Origin of the sequence: Ancylobacter moscoviensis (assembly GCF_007559435.1) — a bacterium.
GTDB classification, from domain to species: Bacteria; Pseudomonadota; Alphaproteobacteria; order Rhizobiales; family Xanthobacteraceae; genus Ancylobacter; species Ancylobacter moscoviensis.
Window position 1 is genome coordinate 253,421 of the sequence record NZ_VMBP01000004.1, and the last position, 21,593, is coordinate 275,013.

General features: G+C 66.4%; 21 protein-coding genes and 1 tRNA gene. 6 read left to right on the forward strand and 16 right to left on the reverse strand.

What is annotated here, in order from left to right:
- Positions 1 to 6: 6 nt before the first annotated feature.
- From FO470_RS13595 to FO470_RS13615, 5 genes are all read right to left on the reverse strand, one after another.
- Positions 7 to 1,509 carry an aldehyde dehydrogenase gene (locus FO470_RS13595; RefSeq protein ID WP_144343509.1) on the reverse strand — a complete coding sequence of 501 codons (1,503 nt, stop codon included), beginning with the start codon at positions 1,507 to 1,509 and terminating at the stop codon, positions 7 to 9.
- Between the two features lie 51 nt (positions 1,510 to 1,560).
- Positions 1,561 to 2,256, reverse strand: a complete 696-nt coding sequence (locus FO470_RS13600) for an ABC transporter permease (protein WP_144343510.1) — start codon at positions 2,254 to 2,256, stop codon at positions 1,561 to 1,563.
- A gap of 9 nt (positions 2,257 to 2,265) precedes the next feature.
- Positions 2,266 to 2,958, reverse strand: coding sequence for an ABC transporter permease (locus FO470_RS13605; RefSeq protein WP_144343511.1), 693 nt, complete (start codon positions 2,956 to 2,958; stop codon positions 2,266 to 2,268).
- 118 nt (positions 2,959 to 3,076) lie between these two features.
- Positions 3,077 to 3,850, reverse strand: coding sequence for a transporter substrate-binding domain-containing protein (locus FO470_RS13610; protein ID WP_144343512.1), 774 nt, complete (start codon positions 3,848 to 3,850; stop codon positions 3,077 to 3,079).
- Between the two features lie 32 nt (positions 3,851 to 3,882).
- The gene (locus FO470_RS13615; protein WP_144343714.1) at positions 3,883 to 4,686 is read right to left on the reverse strand and encodes an ABC transporter ATP-binding protein; all 804 of its coding nucleotides are present in this window, start codon (positions 4,684 to 4,686) and stop codon (positions 3,883 to 3,885) included.
- Positions 4,687 to 4,833: 147 nt separating this feature from the next.
- On the opposite strand from FO470_RS13615, the gene FO470_RS13620 reads away from it, so the two are divergent.
- Positions 4,834 to 5,895, forward strand: a complete 1,062-nt coding sequence (locus tag FO470_RS13620; protein WP_186291957.1) for an Ldh family oxidoreductase — start codon at positions 4,834 to 4,836, stop codon at positions 5,893 to 5,895.
- 57 nt (positions 5,896 to 5,952) lie between these two features.
- A complete protein-coding gene (locus FO470_RS13625; RefSeq protein WP_144343514.1) occupies positions 5,953 to 6,906 on the forward strand; it encodes an arginase family protein in 954 nt (317 codons plus the stop codon).
- 64 nt (positions 6,907 to 6,970) lie between these two features.
- Here the strand turns inward: FO470_RS13625 and ctlX are convergent, their stop codons facing one another.
- A complete protein-coding gene (gene ctlX / locus FO470_RS13630; protein ID WP_144343515.1) occupies positions 6,971 to 7,900 on the reverse strand; it encodes a citrulline utilization hydrolase CtlX in 930 nt (309 codons plus the stop codon).
- Positions 7,901 to 8,078: 178 nt separating this feature from the next.
- On the opposite strand from ctlX, the gene FO470_RS13635 reads away from it, so the two are divergent.
- Positions 8,079 to 8,504, forward strand: a complete 426-nt coding sequence (locus tag FO470_RS13635) for an Lrp/AsnC family transcriptional regulator (RefSeq protein WP_144343715.1) — start codon at positions 8,079 to 8,081, stop codon at positions 8,502 to 8,504.
- A 246-nt stretch (positions 8,505 to 8,750) separates the two neighbouring features.
- Here FO470_RS13635 and FO470_RS13640 read toward each other — a convergent pair.
- The 3 genes from FO470_RS13640 to FO470_RS13650 all read right to left on the reverse strand — a co-directional run bounded on the left by FO470_RS13640 (position 8,751) and on the right by FO470_RS13650 (position 10,096).
- Positions 8,751 to 8,840 (reverse strand) — tRNA-Ser (locus FO470_RS13640).
- Between the two features lie 67 nt (positions 8,841 to 8,907).
- Positions 8,908 to 9,657 (reverse strand): alpha/beta fold hydrolase, encoded by a 750-nt coding sequence (locus tag FO470_RS13645; RefSeq protein WP_246659587.1) that lies wholly within the window; start codon positions 9,655 to 9,657, stop codon positions 8,908 to 8,910.
- 163 nt (positions 9,658 to 9,820) lie between these two features.
- Positions 9,821 to 10,096 carry a hypothetical protein gene (locus tag FO470_RS13650; protein WP_144343516.1) on the reverse strand — a complete coding sequence of 92 codons (276 nt, stop codon included), beginning with the start codon at positions 10,094 to 10,096 and terminating at the stop codon, positions 9,821 to 9,823.
- Between the two features lie 560 nt (positions 10,097 to 10,656).
- Here FO470_RS13650 and FO470_RS13655 point away from each other — a divergent pair.
- From FO470_RS13655 to rimO, 3 genes are all read left to right on the forward strand, one after another.
- Positions 10,657 to 11,226, forward strand: a complete 570-nt coding sequence (locus FO470_RS13655) for a hypothetical protein (RefSeq protein WP_144343517.1) — start codon at positions 10,657 to 10,659, stop codon at positions 11,224 to 11,226.
- A 148-nt stretch (positions 11,227 to 11,374) separates the two neighbouring features.
- Entirely contained in the window at positions 11,375 to 11,704 is a 330-nt protein-coding gene (gene hmuQ / locus FO470_RS13660; protein WP_144343518.1) for a heme-degrading protein HmuQ, read from the forward strand.
- Positions 11,705 to 11,839: 135 nt separating this feature from the next.
- Positions 11,840 to 13,198: a 30S ribosomal protein S12 methylthiotransferase RimO gene (rimO, locus tag FO470_RS13665; protein WP_186291958.1), complete on the forward strand. Its 1,359-nt coding sequence runs from the start codon at positions 11,840 to 11,842 to the stop codon at positions 13,196 to 13,198.
- 13 nt (positions 13,199 to 13,211) lie between these two features.
- Here the strand turns inward: rimO and FO470_RS13670 are convergent, their stop codons facing one another.
- The 7 genes from FO470_RS13670 to FO470_RS13700 form a co-directional block, all read right to left on the reverse strand.
- The gene (locus tag FO470_RS13670) at positions 13,212 to 13,976 is read right to left on the reverse strand and encodes a bestrophin-like domain (RefSeq protein WP_144343519.1); all 765 of its coding nucleotides are present in this window, start codon (positions 13,974 to 13,976) and stop codon (positions 13,212 to 13,214) included.
- Positions 13,977 to 13,992: 16 nt separating this feature from the next.
- Complete coding sequence (locus FO470_RS13675) at positions 13,993 to 15,213, reverse strand: ArgE/DapE family deacylase (RefSeq protein ID WP_144343520.1); 1,221 nt, start codon at positions 15,211 to 15,213, stop codon at positions 13,993 to 13,995.
- On the reverse strand, positions 15,210 to 16,478 hold the full coding sequence (locus tag FO470_RS13680; protein ID WP_246659588.1) for an allantoate amidohydrolase: 1,269 nt from the start codon (positions 16,476 to 16,478) through the stop codon (positions 15,210 to 15,212). The genes FO470_RS13675 and FO470_RS13680 overlap by 4 nt, the downstream gene beginning before the upstream one ends.
- Positions 16,479 to 16,641: 163 nt before the next feature.
- A complete protein-coding gene (locus FO470_RS13685; protein WP_144343522.1) occupies positions 16,642 to 17,727 on the reverse strand; it encodes a BMP family ABC transporter substrate-binding protein in 1,086 nt (361 codons plus the stop codon).
- A gap of 102 nt (positions 17,728 to 17,829) precedes the next feature.
- Positions 17,830 to 18,753: an ABC transporter permease gene (locus tag FO470_RS13690; protein WP_144343718.1), complete on the reverse strand. Its 924-nt coding sequence runs from the start codon at positions 18,751 to 18,753 to the stop codon at positions 17,830 to 17,832.
- A 7-nt stretch (positions 18,754 to 18,760) separates the two neighbouring features.
- Positions 18,761 to 19,837: an ABC transporter permease gene (locus FO470_RS13695; RefSeq protein WP_144343523.1), complete on the reverse strand. Its 1,077-nt coding sequence runs from the start codon at positions 19,835 to 19,837 to the stop codon at positions 18,761 to 18,763.
- On the reverse strand, positions 19,827 to 21,404 hold the full coding sequence (locus tag FO470_RS13700) for an ABC transporter ATP-binding protein (protein WP_144343524.1): 1,578 nt from the start codon (positions 21,402 to 21,404) through the stop codon (positions 19,827 to 19,829). Before FO470_RS13700 ends, FO470_RS13695 begins: the two co-directional genes overlap by 11 nt.
- Positions 21,405 to 21,593: the final 189 nt, after the last annotated feature.

Below are 21,593 nucleotides of genomic sequence, written 5' to 3' on the forward strand. Positions count from 1 at the left end.
GCGCGTTCATAGCGAAATCCAGGTCGTCTTCAGGTCGGTGTACTTGTCGAAGGCATGCAGCGAGAGGTCGCGCCCGCTGCCGGATTGCTTCACACCGCCGAAGGGCGTGCGCACATCCACCGCGTCGACGGTGTTGACGCTGACCGAGCCGACATGCAGCGCCCGGGCGACGCGGTGCGCCTGCCCCAGGTCGTCCGTCCACACGGACGCGCCGAGGCCGTAGATGGAATCGTTGGCGAGCCGGACCGCCTCCGCCTCGTCCTCGAAGGTCGAAATGGCGAGCACCGGGCCGAACACCTCCTCGCGCGCGATCCGCGAGAGCGGGTCGACGCCGGTGAAAACGGTCGGGGCGACGAAGCAGCCGCCGGTTTCCGTCAGCACCCGTTCGCCGCCGCAAGCCAGCGTGGCGCTTTCGCTGCCGATGGCGATGTAGTCCATGACGCGGAGCGTGTGCTCTTCCGTCACCATGGCGCCCATGCCGGACGCCGGATCGAGCGGGTCGCCGGGCCGGTAGGCGTCGACCTTCGCCAGCAGGCGCTCGGTGAACGCATCGGCGATGGAGCGGTGCACGAAGACGCGGGAGGTCGCCGAGCAGACTTCTCCCTGATTGAAGAAGATGCCCTGCGCGGCGAAGCCGGCGGCTCGGTCGAGGTCCTTCGTCTGCGGGAAGACGAGGTTGGCGCTCTTGCCACCGCATTCCAGCCAGATGCGCTTCATATTGGAGGCGCCGGCATAGGTGAGGAACCTCTTGCCGATCTCCGTCGATCCGGTGAAGGCCACGCAGTCGATGCCCTCATGCAGGCCGATCGCCTGCCCCGCCTCATGGCCGAAGCCCGGCAGCACGTTGAACACGCCATCGGGAATGCCGGCCTCGGCGGCGAGTTCGGCAAGGCGCAGCGCGGTGAGCGGCGACTGCTCGGCAGGCTTGAGGATGACGCTGTTCCCCGCCGCGAGGGCCGGGGCGCATTTCCATGCCGCCATCTTGAGCGGGAAATTCCACGGCACCACCGCGCCGATCACGCCGACCGGCTCGCGGTCGATCAGCGCGAAGGCCCCCTCGCCCGCTCGCACCACCTCGCCATTCAGTTTGTCGCAGGCCTCGCCGTACCAGCGGAAGACCTCGGCGGAGGTGGGGATGTCCAGCATCGCGGAATCGCGCAGTAGCTTGCCCATGTCGAGCGTCTCGAGCAGCGCGAGTTCCTCGCCATGGGCGAGGATCAGGTCGGCGAGCCGCACCAGCACGCACCGCCGCTCGGCGGGATCGCGCCGCGACCACACGCCGGCCTCGAAGCTGCGCCGCGCGGCGGCGACGGCGAGGTCGACATCGGCGGCATCGCAGGCGGCGACGTCGGCGATCTTCGCCCCGGTCGCCGGGTTGACCGTCTCGAAAGTCCGGCCGTCGGCGGCGTCGCGGAAGCGCCCGTCGATGAAGGCCTGCGAGCGGATGCGCAGTCCGGCGGCCAGCGTCTTCCAGTCGGAGGGAGTCCTCTCGGATAGCGGTTCGGTCATGATGCTTCCCGTGGCTCGACCGCCCGCGGCGGCCGGCGCATGGCGCGCGGCTCAGATGCCGGCGCGCCGCAGGTGGACCAGCAGCCTTCTTTCAAGAAGGCCGAACGAAAGGCGGATGACGCCGACGATCGCGAGGTAGATCACGCCGGCGATGGCGAAGCCCTCATAGGTAAAATAGTAGATCGTATTGAAGTTGCGCCCTGCCCCCACCAGGTCGATCACCGTCACCAGGCTGGCGATGGCGGTGGCGTGGAGCAGGAAGATGATCTCGTTTTCGTAGCTCGGCAGCGCGCGGCGGAACGCGTTCGGAAGCACCACGATGCGCAGCGTCTGGAACGGCGTCATGCCGACCGCGCGCGCCGCCTCGACCTCGCCATGCGGCACCGCCTCGATGGCGCCGCGCAGGATCTGTACGAGATAGGCGCAGGTGCCGAGCGAGAAGGCGATCAGCAGGCAGGTCCACGCCTCGCGCAGCCATGGCCAGAGCACGCTGGTGCGGATGAAGGCGAACTGCGCCAGCCCGTAATAGAGCAGGTACACCTGCACGATCAGCGGCGTCCCGCGGAAGACGTAGCTTACCGCCTCGATGATCGGCGCGGCGACCGGCATCTTGCGCGTCAGCACCAGCGCCAGCGGCACGGCGAACACCGACGCGATGATGGTGGAGACGACCAGCAGCAGCACGGTGTTGCGCAGGCCGGTCAAGAAGAGCGGGATATGGTCGAGGGCGACCTGCCAGGCATACATGGCGGCACCTCAGACTGAGGCCGCGCGGGTGCCGCGCGCCAGGTGCCGGCCGAGTCGGCGGAAGACGAGGTCGGACAGCCCGGTATAGGCAAGGTACAGCGCCGCCACGACCAGCATGAAGGTGAAGGGCTCGCGGGTGGAGCGGCCGATCGACAGCGCGGCATAGACAGCATCCTGCAGGCCGATGACCGACACCAGCGCGCAGGCCTTCACCAGCGTCAGCCAAATGTTCCAGAAGCTGGGCAGGGCCAGCCGCATCAGCGGCGGCAGCACGACGAGGCGTGCCAGCGTCAGGGTCGGCATGCCGAAGGCGACGCCCGCCTCGATCTCCCCCTGCGGGATGCCGAGATAGGCGCCGCGGAACGTCTCGGTGAGATAGGCGCCGAAGATGATGCCGACGGAAACGATGCCGGCGGTGAAGGGCTCGATGCGGATCGGCTCCACCTGCATCGCGTCGGCCGCCGCGTTGAGCGCGGTCTGGCCGCCGAAATAGATGAGCAGCATCAGCACCAGCGGCGGCATGCCCCGCACCACCACCGTATAGATCAGTGCCAGAGCCTTCACCGGAGTGCTGCCCGCCAGCCGCGCCCAGGCGCCGACGAGGCCGATTGCCGTCGCCAGCACCATCGCGCTCAGGCTGAGCACGACCGTCACCAGCATGCCGCGCAGGACGATAGGCAGGAAGTCGGCGAGCACATCCATAGGAACGGGCCTTGTGGGTCGGATCTTGCGGCGTCAGCCGCGGTGCTGGCGTTGGTCGTCCGGTTCGGAAAGCCGGGCGAAGGCCGGCGCGCCGCGAGGGACGCGCCGGCACGGCGCCTCACTCGTAGATGTCGAAGGCGAAGTACTTGTCGTTGATCTTCTTGTAGGTGCCGTCCGCGCGGATTTCCTTGAAGGCCTTGTCCAGGGCGTCCTTCAGGGCGGTGTCATCCTTGCGCATGGCGACGCCGGCGCCCTCGCCGAGGCACTGCACGTCGCGCACCGGCTCGCCGGCCAGCGCGAAGCCCTTGCCGTCGGCGCCCTTGAGGAAGGAATCGGTGATCGCCACCGTGCCGTTGAAGGCGAGGTCCAGGCGGCCCGAGGTCAGGTCGAGATAGAGCGCGTCGGAGTTCGGGTAGACCGTCAGGTTGGCCTTCGGATAGGCCTTCTTCACGTAGCACTCATAGATGCCGGGCACAGCACCGACGGTGACGCCGCCGAGCGTCGGATCCTTGAAGTCCGCCTTGACGTCCGACTTGCCGACGAAGGAAGCCGAGGGGCGATAATAGGGATCGGTGAAGAGCAGCTGCTTCTTGCGCTCCTCGGTGATGCCCATCGAGGAGAAGATGGCGTCGTAGCGGCGGGTCTGCAGGCCGGCGACGATGCCGTCCCAGTCCTGCTGCACGAACTCGCACTTGCGCTTCATCTTCTCGCAGGCGGCCATGGCGATGTCGACGTCGAAGCCGGCGATCTTGCCGTCCGAGGTCAGCAGGTTGAAGGGCGGATAGGCCGCCTCGGTGGCGAAGACGATGGTCTTGTCCTGCGCGGCGGCCGGCACGGCGAGCGCGCCGGCGAGGCAGGACAGGACGAGCCCGAAGGCCAGATGCTTTTTCATGAATAATTCCCCTGTGGTGATTGGAGCCACCGTCAGACGGCGGCCCGGGTCAGAAAGGCACGAAGTCGTTCCGAGCGCGGCTGGCGCAGGACCTCCTGCGGCGGTCCCGCTTCCTCCACCTCTCCCTTGTGCAGGAAGAGCACTTTCGAGGAGACGTCGCGGGCGAAAGCCATTTCGTGCGTGACCACGATCATGGTCCGCCCTTCCTCGGCGAGACCGCGAATGACCTTGAGCACCTCGCCGACAAGCTCGGGATCGAGCGCGGATGTCGGCTCGTCGAACAGCACGGCAGCCGGCTCCATGGCGAGCGCGCGTGCGATGGCGGCGCGCTGCTGCTGGCCGCCGGACATGAAGGCCGGATAGGCGTCGCGCTTCTCGTAGAGGCCGACACGCTGGAGGTAGTGCTCGGCCTTCTCGCGCGCTTCGGCCTTGGACTTTCCTTGCACGTGAACGGGCGCGGCCATGACGTTTTCGAGCACCGTCATGTGGGACCAGAGATTGAAGCCCTGGAACACCATGCCGAGCGAGGAGCGGATGCGCCGCACCTGCGCCTTGTCATGGGAGACGAGGCCCTCCGGGCCCGGCCTCAGGTCGAGCTTCTCGCCCTGGATGCTGATCTCGCCGCTGGTCGGCATCTCCAGCAGGTTGAGGCAGCGCAGGAAGGTGCTCTTGCCCGAGCCGCTGGCGCCGATGATCGAGATCACGTCGTGATTGGCGGCCTCCAGCGAGACGCCGCGCAGTACCGTCAGCGAGCCGAAATCCTTGCAGATCCGGTCCGCCACGATGATCGGCTGAATGGCGCCGGCGGCACCGCTTTCCCTGTCCACGCTCGGCATCGACTGGCTCCGTTTGGGCGTAACTGACATTCAACGTTTCCGCATGTCAAGTATGTTGACATATAGGATAAATATATTCACAGAAGGCATGTCCTGCGCTTCGCCCCTTGGGCGATGCCGTCCTTCGACCGACGCCGGAAACGCCTCATGCGCATCTCGATCGACCGTCTGCACGCCCTTTATGCGAGCGTCGCTCGCGTCCACGGCGCGAGAGACGAGGAAGCGACGATCTTCGCCGACGGCCTGCTGCGCGCCGATATGCGGGGGCACCACACGCAGGGCCTCGGCCTGCTGCCCTATCTCGACGATCTCTACGAGGCCGGCGTCATGCATTTCGGCCGCCCGATCACCGTCGAACGTGAGTCGTCCGCTGCCGCGCTGATCGATGGTCATGGCGGCAGCGGCCATGTTGTCGGCAAGAAGGCGATGGATATTGCCATCGCCAAGGCGGAAAGCGCCGGCGTCGGCTTCGTCACCGTCAAGCGCTCGGGCGATTACGGCATGGCCTCGAACTACGCGCTGCAGGCGCTGGACCGGGGCATGATCGGCATCTCGATGAGCACCGGCCCGCTTCTCGTCGCGCCCTGGGGCGGGCGCGACGCCTATTTCTGCACCAATCCGCTCGCCATCGCCGTGCCGAGCGGCGAGCGCGATCCCATCGTCATCGACATGGCCACGAGCGCCGGCTCGATGGGCAAGGTCGTCCTCGCCGCGCGCGACGGCAAGCGTCTCGACGAGAAGGCCGTCGTTGATGGCGAGGGCGTCTATACCGACGATCCGCTGCGCGTGATCCTGAATGTGATGGACCGCGAGTCGCGCATGTCCGGCGCTCTCCTGCCCTCCGGCCCCAAGGGGTTCGGCATGCTGCTGATGGTCGAGCTGCTCTCGGCGCTGCTCAGCGGCGAGCGCGACTGGCTGGGTGAGCGGCCGGCCGATCCCACCGGCCGCGCGGCCTATTACGCTCACACCTTCATCGCCATTTCGGTGTCGCAGTTCCAGGATCCGGCCGCCTTTGCCGCCGCGGCCGACCGCATGATCGCAACGTTGACCGGTTCCCGTCCGGCGCAGGGTTTCGACGCCGTGCGTTTGCCGGGCGGCGGCGCGGCCGCGACCGAGCGCGAGTACCGTGCCAACGGCATCCAGTTGCGCGACGAGGAATGGGCGATGGTCGAACGTCTGGCGCAGAAGCGCGGCATTCCTCTCGCCTGAGGGTGCCGTGCGAGCCCGCCCTGCTCTCTTTTCCAGAAACCTTCCGAGGCTTCCTTCATGACAGACAAACCCGATCTCGCCGCCCTCTTCGGCTCCAGCGCCTCGACCTTCATGGGCATCGAGGCCTGCACGGACCTGGACAGCCTCAAGGCTCCGGTCGCGCTTATCGGCGCGCCCTGTGCCAGCCCCTACAGCGCGGTCGGCGCCTATTGCCGCCACGCGCCGGATGCGCTGCGTGAGGCGACCGTGCCGCTCGCCGCCAATCTCTGGCACTATGATTTCGACCTCGGCGGCCCGGTCTTCCCCAGCGCCGAGCTCGCGGCGGTGGACTGTGGCAACCTGCCCTTCGACGAGGCCGATGCCGCCGGCAACCGCGAGATCATCCGCAAGGCGATCACCACCATCCGGGCGCGCGGCGCGGTGCCGATCACCGTCGGCGGCGACGATTCCATCCCGATCCCGGTGATCGAGGCGCTCGGCGCCACCGGCGAGAGCTACACCATCCTGCAGATCGACGCGCATATCGATTGGCGCGACGAATATATGGGTGAGAGCCAAGGGCTTTCCTCGACCATGCGCCGGGCTTCCGAGATGAAGCATATCGAGCGGATCGTACAGGTCGGCGCGCGCAGCATCGGCTCGGCGCGGCCGCAGGACTATCAGGACGCGCTGGACTGGGGCGCGAAGTTCGTCACCGGCTACGAGGTCCACAAGCACGGCGTCGAGGCGGCGCTGGCCCTCATTCCGGAAGGATCCAACATCGTCGTCTCGATCGACGCCGACGTCATGGACCCGGCACTGGTTCCAGGCGTCATCGGCCGCTGCCCCGGTGGGCTGAGCTACTATCAGATGACCGACCTCATCAAGGGCGCCGCCGCGCGCGGGCGCATCGCCGCGATGAACTTCGTGGAGTTCATGCCGGAGCGCGATGTGGCGGGCCTCGGCGCGCTCAACGTGGCTCGCCTCATCACCACCTCGATGGGCGTGCTGGCGCGGCAGGCGGCGCGCTGAGAAAGACCGGGCGGCGCCCCTTGCCGGCGCCGCCCTCTTCACCGCGTCGGGATGTCGTCCCGTGTCAGCCACGGGGCGACAGGTGGATGCCGGCGAGCATGCAGCGCACCGAGCCGCCGGCCATTTCGATCGTCGGGACGTCGAGCGGCAGGATGCTGACCGAGCGCTCCAACGTCGCGATCTGATCGGGGCGCAACGCCCGCGCGGCGCGCGACGACAGCGCGAGGATGCGCCCGTTGCGTCCGTGCAGTTCCATGGCGTTGCCGGCGAAGTCGCCGATCTGCTCATGGCTGAGGTCGATGACGGCGCGACCGGTGTCGGCGAGCCGCGTTGCGATCTCGGTGCGACGCGCGGCATCGCGGATCGTGTCGAGGCCGATCAGGCAGAACTCGGTGCCGATGCACATCAGCACGTTGGTGTGGTAGATCGCCCGCCCCTGCGCGTCGACGGCGTCGAACACCACCGGCTCGAAGTTGAAATGGGTGCAGAAGCGCTCCAGCGCTACCTCATTGCTACGGTTGGAACGCGCCGCATAAGCCACCCTCTCGATATGGTCGAGAACCATGGCGCCAGTACCTTCAAGATAAACGCCGTCCTGTTCGAGGCCGGAATAATCTATGATGTCCTGAACCCGGTAGAATTGTTTTAGTGTATCGATGATATCGTTGCGCCGTTCGCCTCGACGACTTGTAGAATACATAGGATATATTGCTATATGTCCACCAGTATGTGTCGAGAACCAGTTGTTCGGGAAGACTGAATCGGGTGTCGCACCGCTCTCGTCTTCGAACAGCTGAACGGTGATGCCCGCGTGTTCGAGTGCTGCCGCTACACCTGTCGCCTCGCGGTAGGCCGCCTCGGCAAGGGTCTCGCGGGCGCCCGTCGCCGGGCAGGTCTGGAACGCATTGTCCGCCGCCGTCGCCTCGTTCGGCGTGAAGTGGTGTGGGCGGATCATCACGACGCTTCGTGGCGCCTGGACGGAAATTCTCGGCATCGTCCTCATGGTGCATTCGGCTCCCGGCTGCGCGCCGGACCAGGGCCGGCGCCGCGCGCCTCAAAATACGAACATGCACCATGCTAAAGCAGAGCAGTTTGCGCTCGAAATTCCTATCGAGTTAACTTATTTCTCGATTCGAGAGCAGATTGCTTCCATCAAGGGTACATACTGTACCATGCATGTCTTCGACGAATTCGACCATCGCCTCATCGCTGCCCTGCGGGAGGACGGACGTGCGCCGGTGTCCAAGCTGGCGGCGATCCTGGGCGTCACCCGGGCCACCGTGCAGAAGCGTCTCGACCGGTTGCTTGAGTCCGGGGCCGTGCTCGGCTTCACGGTACGCTTCCGTCAGGACCATGACGGCTTGGCTATCCGGGCGATCATGATGGTAGAGGTGACGGGACGTTCGACCACCGCCGTCATCAAGCAGCTTCGCGGGATGCCAGAGCTTCACTCGCTGCACACGACAAACGGAACATGGGACCTGATCGCCGAGATCCATGCCCCCAGCCTCAGCGATTTCGATCGTGTGTTGCGTGAGGTCCGCACGATCGATGGTGTGCTGAACAGCGAGACCAGCATCATGCTGAGTTCGGTGTGAGCGCCCCGTGTGGCAGATGGCAATGTGCCGACCAGATCGTCGATCGCCTGGACGTTGCTGGGATGGCTGTACAGGTTGCACATAACCCCTCCCCCGCATAAGCGTGCGAACGAACGCAGAACGCATTTCGGGACTTTCGGCGCCAAGGCGTGCGCTTCTGCCCCAATTGGTGCCGTTTTGTTCGCCGCAAGCGGCGGCGCGACACCATGCGTATAAGGAAATAAGCGCTTGAAATAACGTCGTTTTTGGCGGAAGGGGTGGGATTCGAACCCACGGTGGGCTTGCACCCACGGCGGTTTTCAAGACCGCTGCCTTAAACCACTCGGCCACCCTTCCCCGGCTATCGCCGCAGCCCTTGTTTCGAAACTCGCTCGCTTTGGCAAGCGCGTTCGCGCGGGCAAGGTCAGCCGCCGTTGCGAGGCGTCTCGGAGGTGGCGCTGTTCGGCAGGGTCTGGGCGGACGCCTTCGGCTTCGGGGAAGCGGCGGGCGCCTGCGCACTGGACCGGGTACCGTCAGCTTGTGCGGGCTTCGCGCGAGATTGTCTGGCGTTCGAAGCGCCGGCTGAAGCCACTTTTCGCCGCGACAGCCACGAGCCTGTCTCCTGCAGGATGAGCTGCTTGACCGCGGGATGAGTCGGAAGCTGGGCGTGATTGACGAAGCGAGCTCCCGCCGCCCAGGCACTGATGTTTGTGGCGCCGCGCACGCGGGTGAAGCCGGGGCCGGCGATATTGATGCAGCGCGCGACCGGACAGGGCGGCGGCGCGGGAGCGGCGTCAATGGTGATGATGAGCGGTGCAGGATAGCCGGAACGCACCAGCCGGGCAGCGTAACGCATGGCGGTCTCGCCGCCCATGGAATGCCCGATGATGATATCGGGCACGAGCCCTTGAGTCCTTGCCATCAGGTGGGAGTCGGTACGGGTGCGGAAGCCCTGCTGCTGCAGCGGTCGTGCCAGCGACGAGACACCGATGTAATTGCTCTCGACATAGACGCCGAGGCCATCCAAAAGCAGAATCAGTGGTGCCTGAGGCGCCGCCGGCCGCTCTTGCGCCGCCGTGATCGTCGGGCTGGTCGGCGTCTGGGCGGAGGCGGGTGCGATAGCGGATATGAGGCCGGCGAGCAGCACGGCCGATGCAAGATGAACAGGCTTCAATTCGATCGCTCGCTTGGCGGATTACTTCGCACCCCGGCGACAGATTTACCCCATCGCCGGCGCAATCGCCATTGTCTTTGTGTACCAACATCCGCCGGAAGACAGGCGAAACGCGGGAAGGTTAACTCCCTCCCCGCGTCTGAATTCCGAGGGCGTCGCCTGTTCAGGCGGCGCGGCTCCAGTGACCGCTGTCGTGGCGCAGGTGACAGGCGTCGGTCCAGGTCGAGAACGCAACCCAGGCGTCGTGCTGCTGCTGCGGCTGGCGGGCCGATTCCATCTGTGTCAGCAGCATCTCGGCGTACCGGCCGAGATGGTCGTGGCGCAGCGACCGTATGAAGTGGATGGCACTGTCGAGAGATTCGATCTCGAGGTCTTCTCGTCCGACACGCACATGGATCGGCTGGGGCTGAAAGGCGGCACGCTCAATCGCGTTCGTCATCGTGGAACCTCCCTGTGCTCGGCTTTTTTGGTTGATCCGGCCCGGTGGCGACATTCCGCGCCGGCAGTCTCTTCTTTGCATTTCAATTTGGCGCGTAAATGACGCAGTCAAGGAATATCGCCGATAACGCCTCATCCGCAGCGGCACTGCGGGGTTCCCAGCGCGCACATTTCGGTGATCAGTGATGTTCGCCATGAAGAATACGGCGCATCGTACATGGAATGTGGCATCCCAGGACGATCCGGATGTTTAAGGGGGCGCTCGCTTTTCCAAGGAAAGATATTGCATCTCTGAGCCATGTGCTCTTGCCCCCGCGTGAGGCTAGATGACATCGTTTGCGAAAATTTGTGATAAATCCTATCTAGATACATCAATTGTTTGTCTTGGGTAAAATATAAACATCACAATCAATATTATTGTCGCGAAAACGATATCGCTGTTGCGAATTGAATGCACTATCTATGTTGCCGTGCAACGTCGAATACCTATTGCGGGCTAGTGATTACATCATGTTACGGTAGGGCGGGCGGCGCAAAGACCGCCCTGAGGAGGAAACGCCAATGACCATCCGTAACAGGCTCGCCGTGTTGGCCGCGGCGGCCAGCATTCTCGCCATAGCGCCCGCGGTGGCGCAGGACGAAGCGCCCCACGTGAAGTCGGCGACGGCCTATGTCCAGAAGAACATAGAGCCTTGGCTGAGTGACCCTGTGGTCGTCACGGCCATCGTCGAGTCCAACAAGAAGCACAAGAAGCTGATGCAGGAGGAGATCACGGCGCTCGACAAGGCGTGGGTCGCCAAGGACCAGGCGCTGATCGACGGCATCCGCAAGAACAAGCTGTCTGAATTCCTGATCAAGAAGAAGGAAGCCTCGGGCGGTGTCATCACCGAAGCCTTTGTGATGGACAATCGCGGCCTGAACGTCGGCCAGACGGACGGTACTTCCGATCTGTGGCAGGCCGATGAGGCCAAGTGGCAGAAGACGTATGCTGTCGGCCCCGGCACGATCTTCGTGGACAAGGTCGAGGAAGAGGACGGCAAGAAGATCGCTCAGGTCAGCGTCACCATCTCCGACAAGGACACGGCCATCGGGGCCGTCACTTTCGGTATCGATGTCGACAAGCTGAAGTAGTTCCGATACCGGCGGTCTCTCCCGGATATCGGCGGGCGGCGTAAGCCGCCCTTCTTTTTGCGTGCGGCTTCCCGTCAAGGACCCGCATCGACCTTAGCTGCGCCATCAGCTAAGTCTGTTCTGTGCCGGGTCGATAAAGGAGAAAGCCATGTTCCTCGCCATGAACCGTTTCAAGGTGAAGCACGGATCCGAGGAGGAGTTCGAGGCCGTGTGGCGCCAGCGCGACAGCTATCTGCAGCGCGTGCCGGGCTTTGTCGCATTCAACCTGCTTCGCGGTCCTTCCAAGGACGACCACACGCTTTACGCGTCTCATTCGGTCTGGCGCGAGCGGGCCGATTTCGAAGCTTGGACTCGTTCGGAAGAATTCCGCATGGCGCACCGCAGCGCGGGTGGCAACAAGCCGCTCTATATCGGTCATCCCGAGGTCGAACTGTTCGAGAGCGTCATCGCCCAGCAGGCCGGCGAGCAGGCCGCTTGAGCCAGTTGGGCTCGTCGGCACTTTTCGCGTCACATGATGGCGACGCGGGGCCGGGCTGCCGCGTGCGCAGTTGACGGAATGGATCGCGTGCCGTAACCGCTCGCGATCCTGAAAATCCCGGGTGCCGCACCGATCATGGCCGATATCGCGTCGTCCGACGCCCTTTCCTCCGCGCGCGTGGACGCGCCGCGCATTTCCTTCGTCTCGCTGGGCTGCCCGAAGGCGCTGGTGGATTCCGAGCGCATCATCACCAGCCTTCGCTCGGAGGGCTACGAGCTGTCCCGTCATCACGAGGGCGCGGACCTCGTGATCGTGAACACGTGCGGCTTTCTCGACAGCGCCAAGGCTGAGAGCCTCGCCGCCATCGGCGACGCCTTGAAGGAGAATGGCAAGGTCATCGTCACCGGCTGCATGGGTGCCGAGCCCGAGCAGATCCGCGACGTGCATCCGGGCGTTCTCGCCGTCACCGGCCCGCAGCAATATGAAAGCGTGCTGGCGGCGGTTCATCAGGCGGTGCCTCCCCAGCACGACCCCTTCGTTGATCTCGTGCCGCCGCAGGGGATCAAGCTCACCCCGCGCCATTACGCCTATCTGAAGATTTCCGAGGGATGCAGCAACCGCTGCACCTTCTGCATCATCCCGAAGCTGCGTGGGGATCTGGTCAGCCGTCCGGCAGCCGATGTGCTGCGCGAGGCGGAGCGCCTGGTCTCGGCCGGGGTGAAGGAACTCCTCGTCATCTCGCAGGATACGTCCGCCTACGGCGTCGACGTGAAATATGCGACGAGCAGGTGGAAGGATCGCGAGGTCCGTGCCCGCTTCCTCGATCTGGCGCGCGAACTCGGCACGCTGGGGGCATGGGTGCGCATGCACTACGTCTACCCTTACCCGCATGTCGACGAAGTGATCGGGCTGATGTCCGACGGGGTGATCCTCCCCTATCTCGACATCCCCTTCCAGCATGCCTCCCCGACCGTGCTGAAGCGCATGAAGCGCCCGGCCTCGAACGAGAAGACGCTGGCGCGCATCCAGAAATGGAGGCAGGATTGCCCGGATCTGACGCTGCGCTCGACCTTCATCGTTGGCTTCCCAGGTGAAACCGACGCGGAGTTCGAGGAGCTCATCTCCTTCCTCGATGAAGCGGAACTGGATCGCGTCGGCTGCTTCAAATACGAGCCCGTCGCCGGCGCCCCGGCCAACGATCTCGGCGCCGCCGTTCCCGACGAGGTGAAGGAGGCGCGTTGGAAGCGCTTCATGGAAGTGCAGCAGCGCGTCAGCGCCCGTCGCCTGAAGCGCAAGGTTGGCACGCGCCAGCAGGTGATTATCGACAGCGTGGGACCGGCGGTAGCTTTGGGGCGCTCTCGGGCGGATGCGCCGGAAATCGATGGTAGCGTCCACGTAGCAGCGCGGCGGCCGCTGCGGGTTGGCGAGATCGTCACGGTGAAGATCGAGCGCGCCGACGCGTACGACCTGCACGGCACCGCCGTCGGCTTCTGACCGCCGCGCAAACCTATTCCAGGATGCGGCGAAGCTCTTCGGAGGGCACGATGCTCTCGTCCACCGTCGGCCAGGAAAGCGCGACGGTGTAAGCCAGTGTCGTCGAAAAGGCGATCGAGAACGTCACCAGGGCGACGATGAGTTGCGGCCGCTTGCCGACGTGTAGCGCCGCCAACCCGATCTGCGACAGCACGCCGAGTATCAGCACCACGATCCAGCGGTGCGGTGCGAGATCCGCATGGAGAATGAAGTAGCGATCTGTCCGCAGACGTCGCAACTGGATCTCACCGGACAGTAGCGCGCTACGCATGTGGCTCGCTACCGTCGTGTCCGCCTCGGCCCCGGCGACGGCACGCGCCAGCCCCTCGAATGCCTGCGACACCTCCGGCCGGGGCGCGACCCAGCCTTCGTCCCATTCGTAGCGGGACAGGGAGCGCGCATAGGCGCCGACCGCCTCGTCGACGGGCGCGCAGCTCGGACCGCATACCCGCGCGATGTCGAGCATGGCGTCGAGCTGCTGCACTTCCTGCAGCACCGTCTGCGCGTAGCGGTTCTCGCGGTTCCAGATGTCGCTGACCATGAAGGCCAGAAACAGGGCGAAGGGCAGCGTGAGCGCGCCGAGATAGGAGGTCTGCAGGTCCCTCGGATGGAAGACCGCAACGGCGCGCGGGCGCATGGCGAGATGGTAGCAGACCCATCCCGTCAGAAGCGGCACGGTCCCGACGAAGAAGACGAAGAGCGGGAAGTACTGGCTGACGAACAGGCGGCTCCAGGTCACGCCGGCGATCTCCGGCTCAGGCTGTCAGCAGGTCACGGAGCGTGGCCTCGATCACCTGTGTCGCCGCCTTGAGGTCGGAGATCCGCACATGCTCGTCGGCAGCATGCGCGTTCGCCTCGAGGATGGAGCGGGGACCGGCACCGTAGAGCACGGTGGGAATGCCGGCGGCCGTGTAGTGCCGGGCATCGGTGTACAGCGGCACGGCGGTCGCCGGCGGCGTCTCGCCCAGCACGGCGGCTGCGTGCTTCTGGATGGTCTCGACCAGCTTTTCGGTGCCCGGAAGGGTGCGCAGCGGCTCGGCGAGGATGATGCGGCGGCATTCGATCTCGATGCCGGGCCGTCCCGCGACTGCCTGCTCGATCAGAGCGCTCAGTTCGGCTTCGACGCTCGCGCCGTCTTCCTCCGGCGTCAGGCGGCGGTCGACGCGCATGACGATGCGGTCGGGCACGACGTTGGTGTTGATGCCGCCGGAGATGAGGCCGACCGTGATCTTGGGTGAGCCGATGCCGGGCGTCGCGCTGATGATGCCGTAAAGCCGGCGCCGCTCGGCATAGATCGCGTCGAGAATGGCCGTGGCAGCCTCCAGCGCATCCGCCCCGGTCTCCGGCATGGCGGCGTGCGCCTGCTTGCCGCGCACCACGATCTCAAGGTGCAGCGCGCCGTTATGCGCCACGACGACGGCGTAGGAGAAGCCGGCGGAGATGGCGTAGTCCGGCTTGGTGACGTCGTGCTCCAGCAGCCATTTCGGCCCGACGAAGCCGCCGGCTTCCTCGTCATAGGTGAAGTGCAGCTCGACCGTGCCGTCGAGGCCTTCCGGCTTTTCCTTCAGGCCGAGCAGGGCGAAGGTATAGGTGGCGAAGTCGGACTTGGAGACCGCGGCGCCGCGCCCGTAGATCGCCCCGCCCTTCTCTTCCGCTCCGTAGGGATCGTAGGTCCAGCCCTGACCCGGCGGAACGACGTCGCCATGGGCGTTGAGCGCGATCACCGGCCCCTTGCCCGAGCCGAACCGCTCGCGCACGACGAGGTTGATCACCGACTTCATGCCATAGCTCTTCACGAAGGGCTCGGGCACCACATGGCGTTCGACGGTGAAGCCGAGCTCTTCCAGCAGCTGGCCGGCAACCTCGGCATGCGGTGCGCAATCGCCCGGCGGATTGTCGCTCGGCACGCGCACGAGCGCCTTGAGGAAGTCGACCTCGCGGGCCAGCTTCTGCGTATCGTCGCCAAGGTTGCTCACGTCGGTGCTCCGCTTGTGCTGCTGTCGAGTTGCGGGAGTTGAAAGCGCTCGATGAAACGGATGAGCGCGGCTGCCGCCAGTCCCATGTCGTCGGGCGAGGTGTATTCCGCCGGGTTGTGGCTGACACCGTTCCGGCAGCGCACAAAGAGCATGCCGATGGGGCACAGCTTCGACATCGCCTGTCCGTCATGGCCGGCACCGGAGGGCAGCGACGGCGCGCGATGGCCGAGGTCGGCCACGGCGTTACGCAGCCGGAGCTGCAGGTCGCGATAGCACGGCACGGTCGCGACCTCGTGGAAGGCCGAGATCACCACGCCGAGATGGCGCTGGTCGGCGATGCGGTGTGCCTCGCGCTCGAAGCGCGTCAGCGCCTCGCGCCGCGACATGTCGGAACTGGAGCGCAGGTCGATGGTGAAGACGACGCGCGACGGGATGACGTTGATCGAGCCGGGCTCGACATGCATGCGCCCGACGGTGGCCACCATGCCGTGCGGGTCGGCCTTGGCGATGCGCTCGACTGCGAGGGCCATCTCGGAGGCGCCGAGCAGGGCGTCGCGGCGCATGCGCATCGGCACGGTGCCGGCATGGCCCGCCTCGCCCGTCACGGTGACGGACAGGCGCGAGGCACCAGCAATGGCGGTGACGACGCCCAACGGCTCGCCCTCGGCCTCCAGCACCGGCCCCTGCTCGATATGGGCCTCGACATAGGCGATGACCTTGCCCGGATCGTAGGCGGCGGCCGGTATCTCGTCGGGGTTCTTGCCGTACGCGACCAGCGCGTCGCGCAGGCTGATGCCCTCGGCGTCGACGGCGGCAAGGCTGGCGGGCGGGAAGACACCGGCGACCGCCGAGGAGGCCGACAGGGTGGTCGGAAAGCGCGTGCCTTCTTCGTCGCCGAAGGCGAGAACGTCGATGCCGTAGGGAGGCCGGAAGCCGGCGCGTACCATCTCCTGCACAGCGAGAATGCCCAGTATGACGCCCATCGGGCCATCATACTTGCCGGCATTGACCACGGTGTCGATGTGCGAGCCGATGAGCAGGCGTGGCGCGTCACGGCCGGCGGGATGCCAGTGCCCGCGCACGGTGCCCATCGCATCCTCGCTCACCGCGAGGCCGGCTTCGGCCATCCAGCGCGCGACGATATCGGCCGCGCGGCGATGCTCGGGGGTGAGAAAGAGCCGGGTGAGATGGTCGGGGCTGGCGGAGATGGCGCCGAGTTCGTCGATCATCGCCGCCGCGCGCGCTCCAAGAGCAGCGATGTCCAATGGAATTTTCATCGTGTCGACGCTGCGCTTCTCGCCCTTCCGCGCTTGCGGGTGATGCCGTCGCGCTCCAGCCTGCGCAATCGCATATGCAACCGTCTTTGGCAACGACGGCGGCACCGGGATGCCGATGCCGCCATGCGTCGGATGCGTGGCTCGCGCGCGGCTATTTGCCGGGCACCGTATCGGTGATGCCCTTCACGTACCAGTTCATGGACAGGATGTCCTTGTCCGGCAGCACCTCGCCTTCCTTCACGACGAGCTTGCCCGCCTGATCGTAGATCGGCCCCTTGAAGGGGTGCAGGGTGCCGGCGGTGATGGCGGCCTGCGTGGCCTCGGCCATCTTCTTCACGTCGTCGGGCATGTTGGTGTAGGGCGCCATGACGACCTCGCCGTCCTTCATGCCGCCCCAGGTGTCGGTCGAGGTCCAGGTGCCGTCGAGCGCGGCCTTGGTGCGCTCGATGTAATAGGGCGCCCAGTTGTCGACGATCGAGGTGAGCTGGGCGTTGGGGCCGAACTTGATCATGTCCGACGCCTGCCCGAAGGCCTTCACGCCGCGCGCCTCGGCGGCCTGCATGGCGGCGGGGCTGTCGGTGTGCTGGGAGATCACGTCGGCGCCCTGGTCGATCAGCGCCTTGGCGGCGTCGGCTTCCTTGGCCGGGTCGAACCACGAGTTCACCCAGACGATCTTGATCTTCATATCCGGGTTGACCGACTGCGCCCCGAGCATCAGCGCGTTGATGCCGGAGATCACTTCCGGGATCGGGAAGGAGGCGATGTAGCCGATCGTTCCGGTCTTCGAGGTCTTCGCCGCGATCTGGCCGATGACGTAGCGGCCCTCATGGAACTTGGCGTTGTAGGTGGAGACGTTCTTGGCGGTCTTGTAGCCGGTGGCGTGCTCGAAGAAGACCTTCGGGTAGCGCTTGGCGACCTTCAGCGTCGGCTCCATGTAGCCGAAGGAGGTGGTGAAGATGAGCGTGTTGCCGGCGCGGGCGAGCTGCTCGATCACCCGCTCGGCGTCGGGGCCTTCCGGCACGCTCTCGACATAGGTGGTCTCGACCTTGTCGCCGAGCTCCTTCTCCACCGCCTGCCGGCCCTGATCGTGCTGGTAGGTCCAGCCGAAATCGCCGACCGGGCCGATATAGACCCAGGCCGCCTTCAGCTTCTCCGCCGCCCGCGCCTCGATCGGGCTGCCGCCCGCGAGGACGGCGCCCGAAGCGAGGGCGACCGCCATGGCGAGAATCTTGCGCATGAACGTCTCCGCTCCATCAATCGCGGCCAATCTGTTGCCGGCGTCGCGCGGGCCGCGTCGCGCGCCGGGGGCCGTCGGGCCAGTCGAAACCGTGCGTCCTCGTCAGCGATCCGGCACGAAGGGCACGCCGAGTGAGGCGGGGGCCCCCTGCCCGCGCTTGAGCGCCGAGATGACGACGAGCGCCGCGATCGTCGCGAGATAGGGCAGCGACGAAAGCAGCTGTGCGGGGATGCCGAGCCCGAAGCCCTGGACGTGGAGTTGCAAGATCGATACCGCGCCGAACAGATAGGCTCCTCCCAGCAGCCAGAGCGGCCGCCAAGCGGAGAACACCACCAGCGCCAGCGCGATCCAGCCGCGACCGGCGGTCATGTCGCTGGCCCAGAAGGGCGTGTAGGCGAGCGACAGATGCGCCCCGGCGAGGCCGGCGCAGGCGCCGCCGAACATCACCGCCAGCGTACGTATGCGGCGCACGGGATGGCCGAGCGCGTGGGCGGCCGCGTGGTTCTCGCCGACCGCCCGCAGCACCAGACCGGCGCGGGTGCGGGCGAGGCCCCAGGTCACGGCGATGAGCAGCAGGATGGAGGCGTAGACGAAGGCGTCCTGGCCGAACAGGGCCGGCCCGATCACCGGCAGATCGGTCAGCCCGGGAATGGCGAGCGCCGGCGCGGCGTCGACCCGCGTGCCGACGAAGGAGGAGCCGATCAGGCCGGCGAGGCCGAGGCCGAGAATGGTGGTGGCGAGCCCCGACGCCACCTGGTTGGTGGCGAGCCATATGGCGAGCACGGCGAAGACGAGGGAGAGCATCGCCCCCGCCAGCACCGCGGCCAGCGTGCCGAGCAGCAGGCTGCCGGAGGAATAGGCGGTGGCGTAGCCGACCGCCGCGCCGACGATCATCATGCCCTCGACGCCGAGATTGAGGGTGCCGGCGCGCTCGGCCACCAATTCGCCGAGCGAGGCGAGCAGCAGCGTCGTCGCCGCCGCCACGATGCTGGCGAGGACCGCCCCGAGGATGGTCGCGTCAAGCATGGCAGTGTCAAGCATGGCTCGCGCCCTCCACCCGGCGGATGCGGTAGCGCACCAGCACGTCCGCCGCCAGGATGGCGATCAGCAGCGTGCCCTGGAAGACGCGGGTGACGTCGAAGGGCAGGCGCATCGAGATCTGCGCCGCCTCGCCGCCGATATAGGTCAGCGCCAGGACGAGGCTGGATACGAGGATGCCGACCGGGTGCAGGCGGCCGAGCATGGCGGCGATGATCGCGGTGAAGCCGTAGCCGGGCGAGATGGTGGGCTGCAGCTGGCCGATGGGGCCGGCCACCTCGACGATGCCGGCGAGCCCCGCCAGCGCGCCGGAGACGGCGAAGACGCCGTAGGTGACGCGCTTCTCGTCGAAGCCGGCGAAGGCCGCGGCGCGGGGCGCCGAGCCGCCGAGCTCGATGGAGAAGCCGATCAGGGTGCGGCCCAGCACGAAGGTGGCGACCACCACGGTGACGAGCGCGAGGATGACGCCGCCGTGCAGCCGCCCCTCCCCGAACAGCAGCGGCATCAGTGCGACGTCGTCGAAGGTCACGCTCTGCGGGAAGTTGAAGCCCTGAGGGTCCTTCCACGGGCCGCGCACGAGATAGTCGAGCCCGTACTGGGCGACATAGACCAGCATCAGGCTGGTGAGGATCTCGCTGGAGCCGAAGCGCACCCGCAGGAAGGCGGGGATGAGGCCCCAGAGCGCGCCACCGATGGCGCCGAGCAGCAGCATCGCCGGCAATACCCAGGGACCGGCCTCCGTGCCGTGGGTCGCCAGCGCCAGCCAGGAGCCGAGCACTGCGCCGGCGACGTATTGCCCCTCCGCGCCGATGTTCCAGCGGTTGGCACGGTAGCAGAAGGCGAGGCCGATGCCGATCAGCAGCAGCGGGCATGCCTTCACCACCAGCTCCTGCAAGGTCCAGGGATCGCCCAGCGGTTCGATGAAATAGATGGTGAAGGCGCGTACCGGATCGTGGCCGAGCGCGACGAACATCACCGCGCCGACGATCAGCGTGACGACGAGCGCGACCAGCGGCGCCGCCGCGAGGCGCAGCGTGGAGATGTTCTCCTGCCGTTCGAGCCTAAGCGGCATGGCTGCCCTCCCCGGCCGGCGCATGATGCGCGCCGTTCGTCTGTGCGCCGCCCATGGCGAGGCCGATGGCCTCGCGCGAGGTCTCGGCGACGGGAACGGGCGTGGTGAGCCGGCCCTCGCTCATCACCGCGATGCGGTCGGCGAATTCGAGCAGTTCGTCGAGGTCCTGGCTGATCACCAGGACGGCGCAGCCCTCCGCCGCCTTCTCGCGCAGCGTGGTGCGGATGAAGGCCGCGGCGGCGGCGTCCACGCCCCAGGTCGGCTGGTCGACGACGATCAGGACCGGGTCGCGCAGCACCTCGCGGCCGATGACGAATTTCTGCAGATTGCCGCCCGACAGGCGCCGCGCCTTGGGGTCCTTGCCGCCGAAGCGCACGTCGAAGCCCTTCACGATCCGCCGGAAGAAGGACTTCAGGATCGAGTGGCGGATGACGTCGTATTTCACGATGGCGCCGTCACCATGGGTGGTGAGCAGCACGTTGTCGGAGAGTGTCATATCGGGCGCGGCGGCATGGCCGAGCCGCTCCTCCGGCACGAAGCCGGCGCGCAAGGCGCGGCGCTCGGTCGGTCCGAGACCGCCCGCCGGCATCTTGTCGATGACGATGCTTTCGGGATCGTCCACCAGCTTCTCGCCCGACAGCGCCTCGAACAGGGCGGTCTGCCCGTTGCCGGCCACACCGGCGATGCCGACGATCTCACCGGCGCGGATTTCAAGGTCGATATCGTGCAGCGCCGAGCCGCGCGAGCCGTCGCCGGCGACGTTGAGATGCCGCAGCAGAAGGCGCGGCTCACCGAGTTCGTGCCGGATGAGGCGCGGCGGGCGCGGCACCTCCGCTCCCACCATGAGCCGGGCGAGGCCAGCCGAGGATTCCTGCCTGGGATCGACCTCGGCGATGAATTTGCCGCCGCGCAAGACGGTTGCCCGATGGCAGAGCCGGCGCACCTCGTCTAGCTTGTGGCTGATGAACAGCACCGCCCTGCCCTCGCCGGTGAGCAGATCCACGGTACGGAACAGGCTCTCGGACTCGTCCGGCGTCAGCACCGAAGTCGGCTCGTCGAGGATCAGGACGCGCGGGTCGCCCAGCAGGCAGCGCACGATCTCCACCCGCTGGCGCTCGCCCACGGAAAGATCGCCGACCCGCCGGAACGGTTCGACCGCCAGGCCATAGCGGCTCACGCAGTCATCGATCCGCCCGGCGAGCGTCGCCAGCGGCTCGTGCCCCGGCAGCCCAAGCGCGACGTTTTCCACGACCGTCATGGCGTCGAACAGGGCGAAGTGCTGGAACACGACGCCGATGCCTTTGGCGCGCGCGCTCGCGGGATCGGGAAAGAGGATGGGTGCGCCGTCGTAGAGAAGCTCGCCGGAATCGGGCTGCAGCAGACCGCACAGCATCTTCACCAGTGTCGACTTGCCGGCGCCGTTTTCACCCAGCAGCGCGTGCGTCTCGCCGGCCCGGATAGAGAGGCTGACATGGTCATTGGCGACGAGCGCGCCGAAGCGCTTGGTGAGCGCGACGGCTTCCAGCACGGCAACCGGGCTGGCTGTTTCTCCGTCGGCCGCCATCATCGCGTCATCCATATCGCCACCGATACGTAACGGTCGATGTCGTCAAGCCGGTGGGGAAACGGGGATCGGTCTTCTGCTCGCGGATCATGCACGCTTCGATGTGACCGTAGACAAGAGGTCAGCATGGCATGCCGCCTTTATGGGGCAAGCCCAAAGTCTGGTCCGTCCGATCCGGTTTCTGGCGCGTTT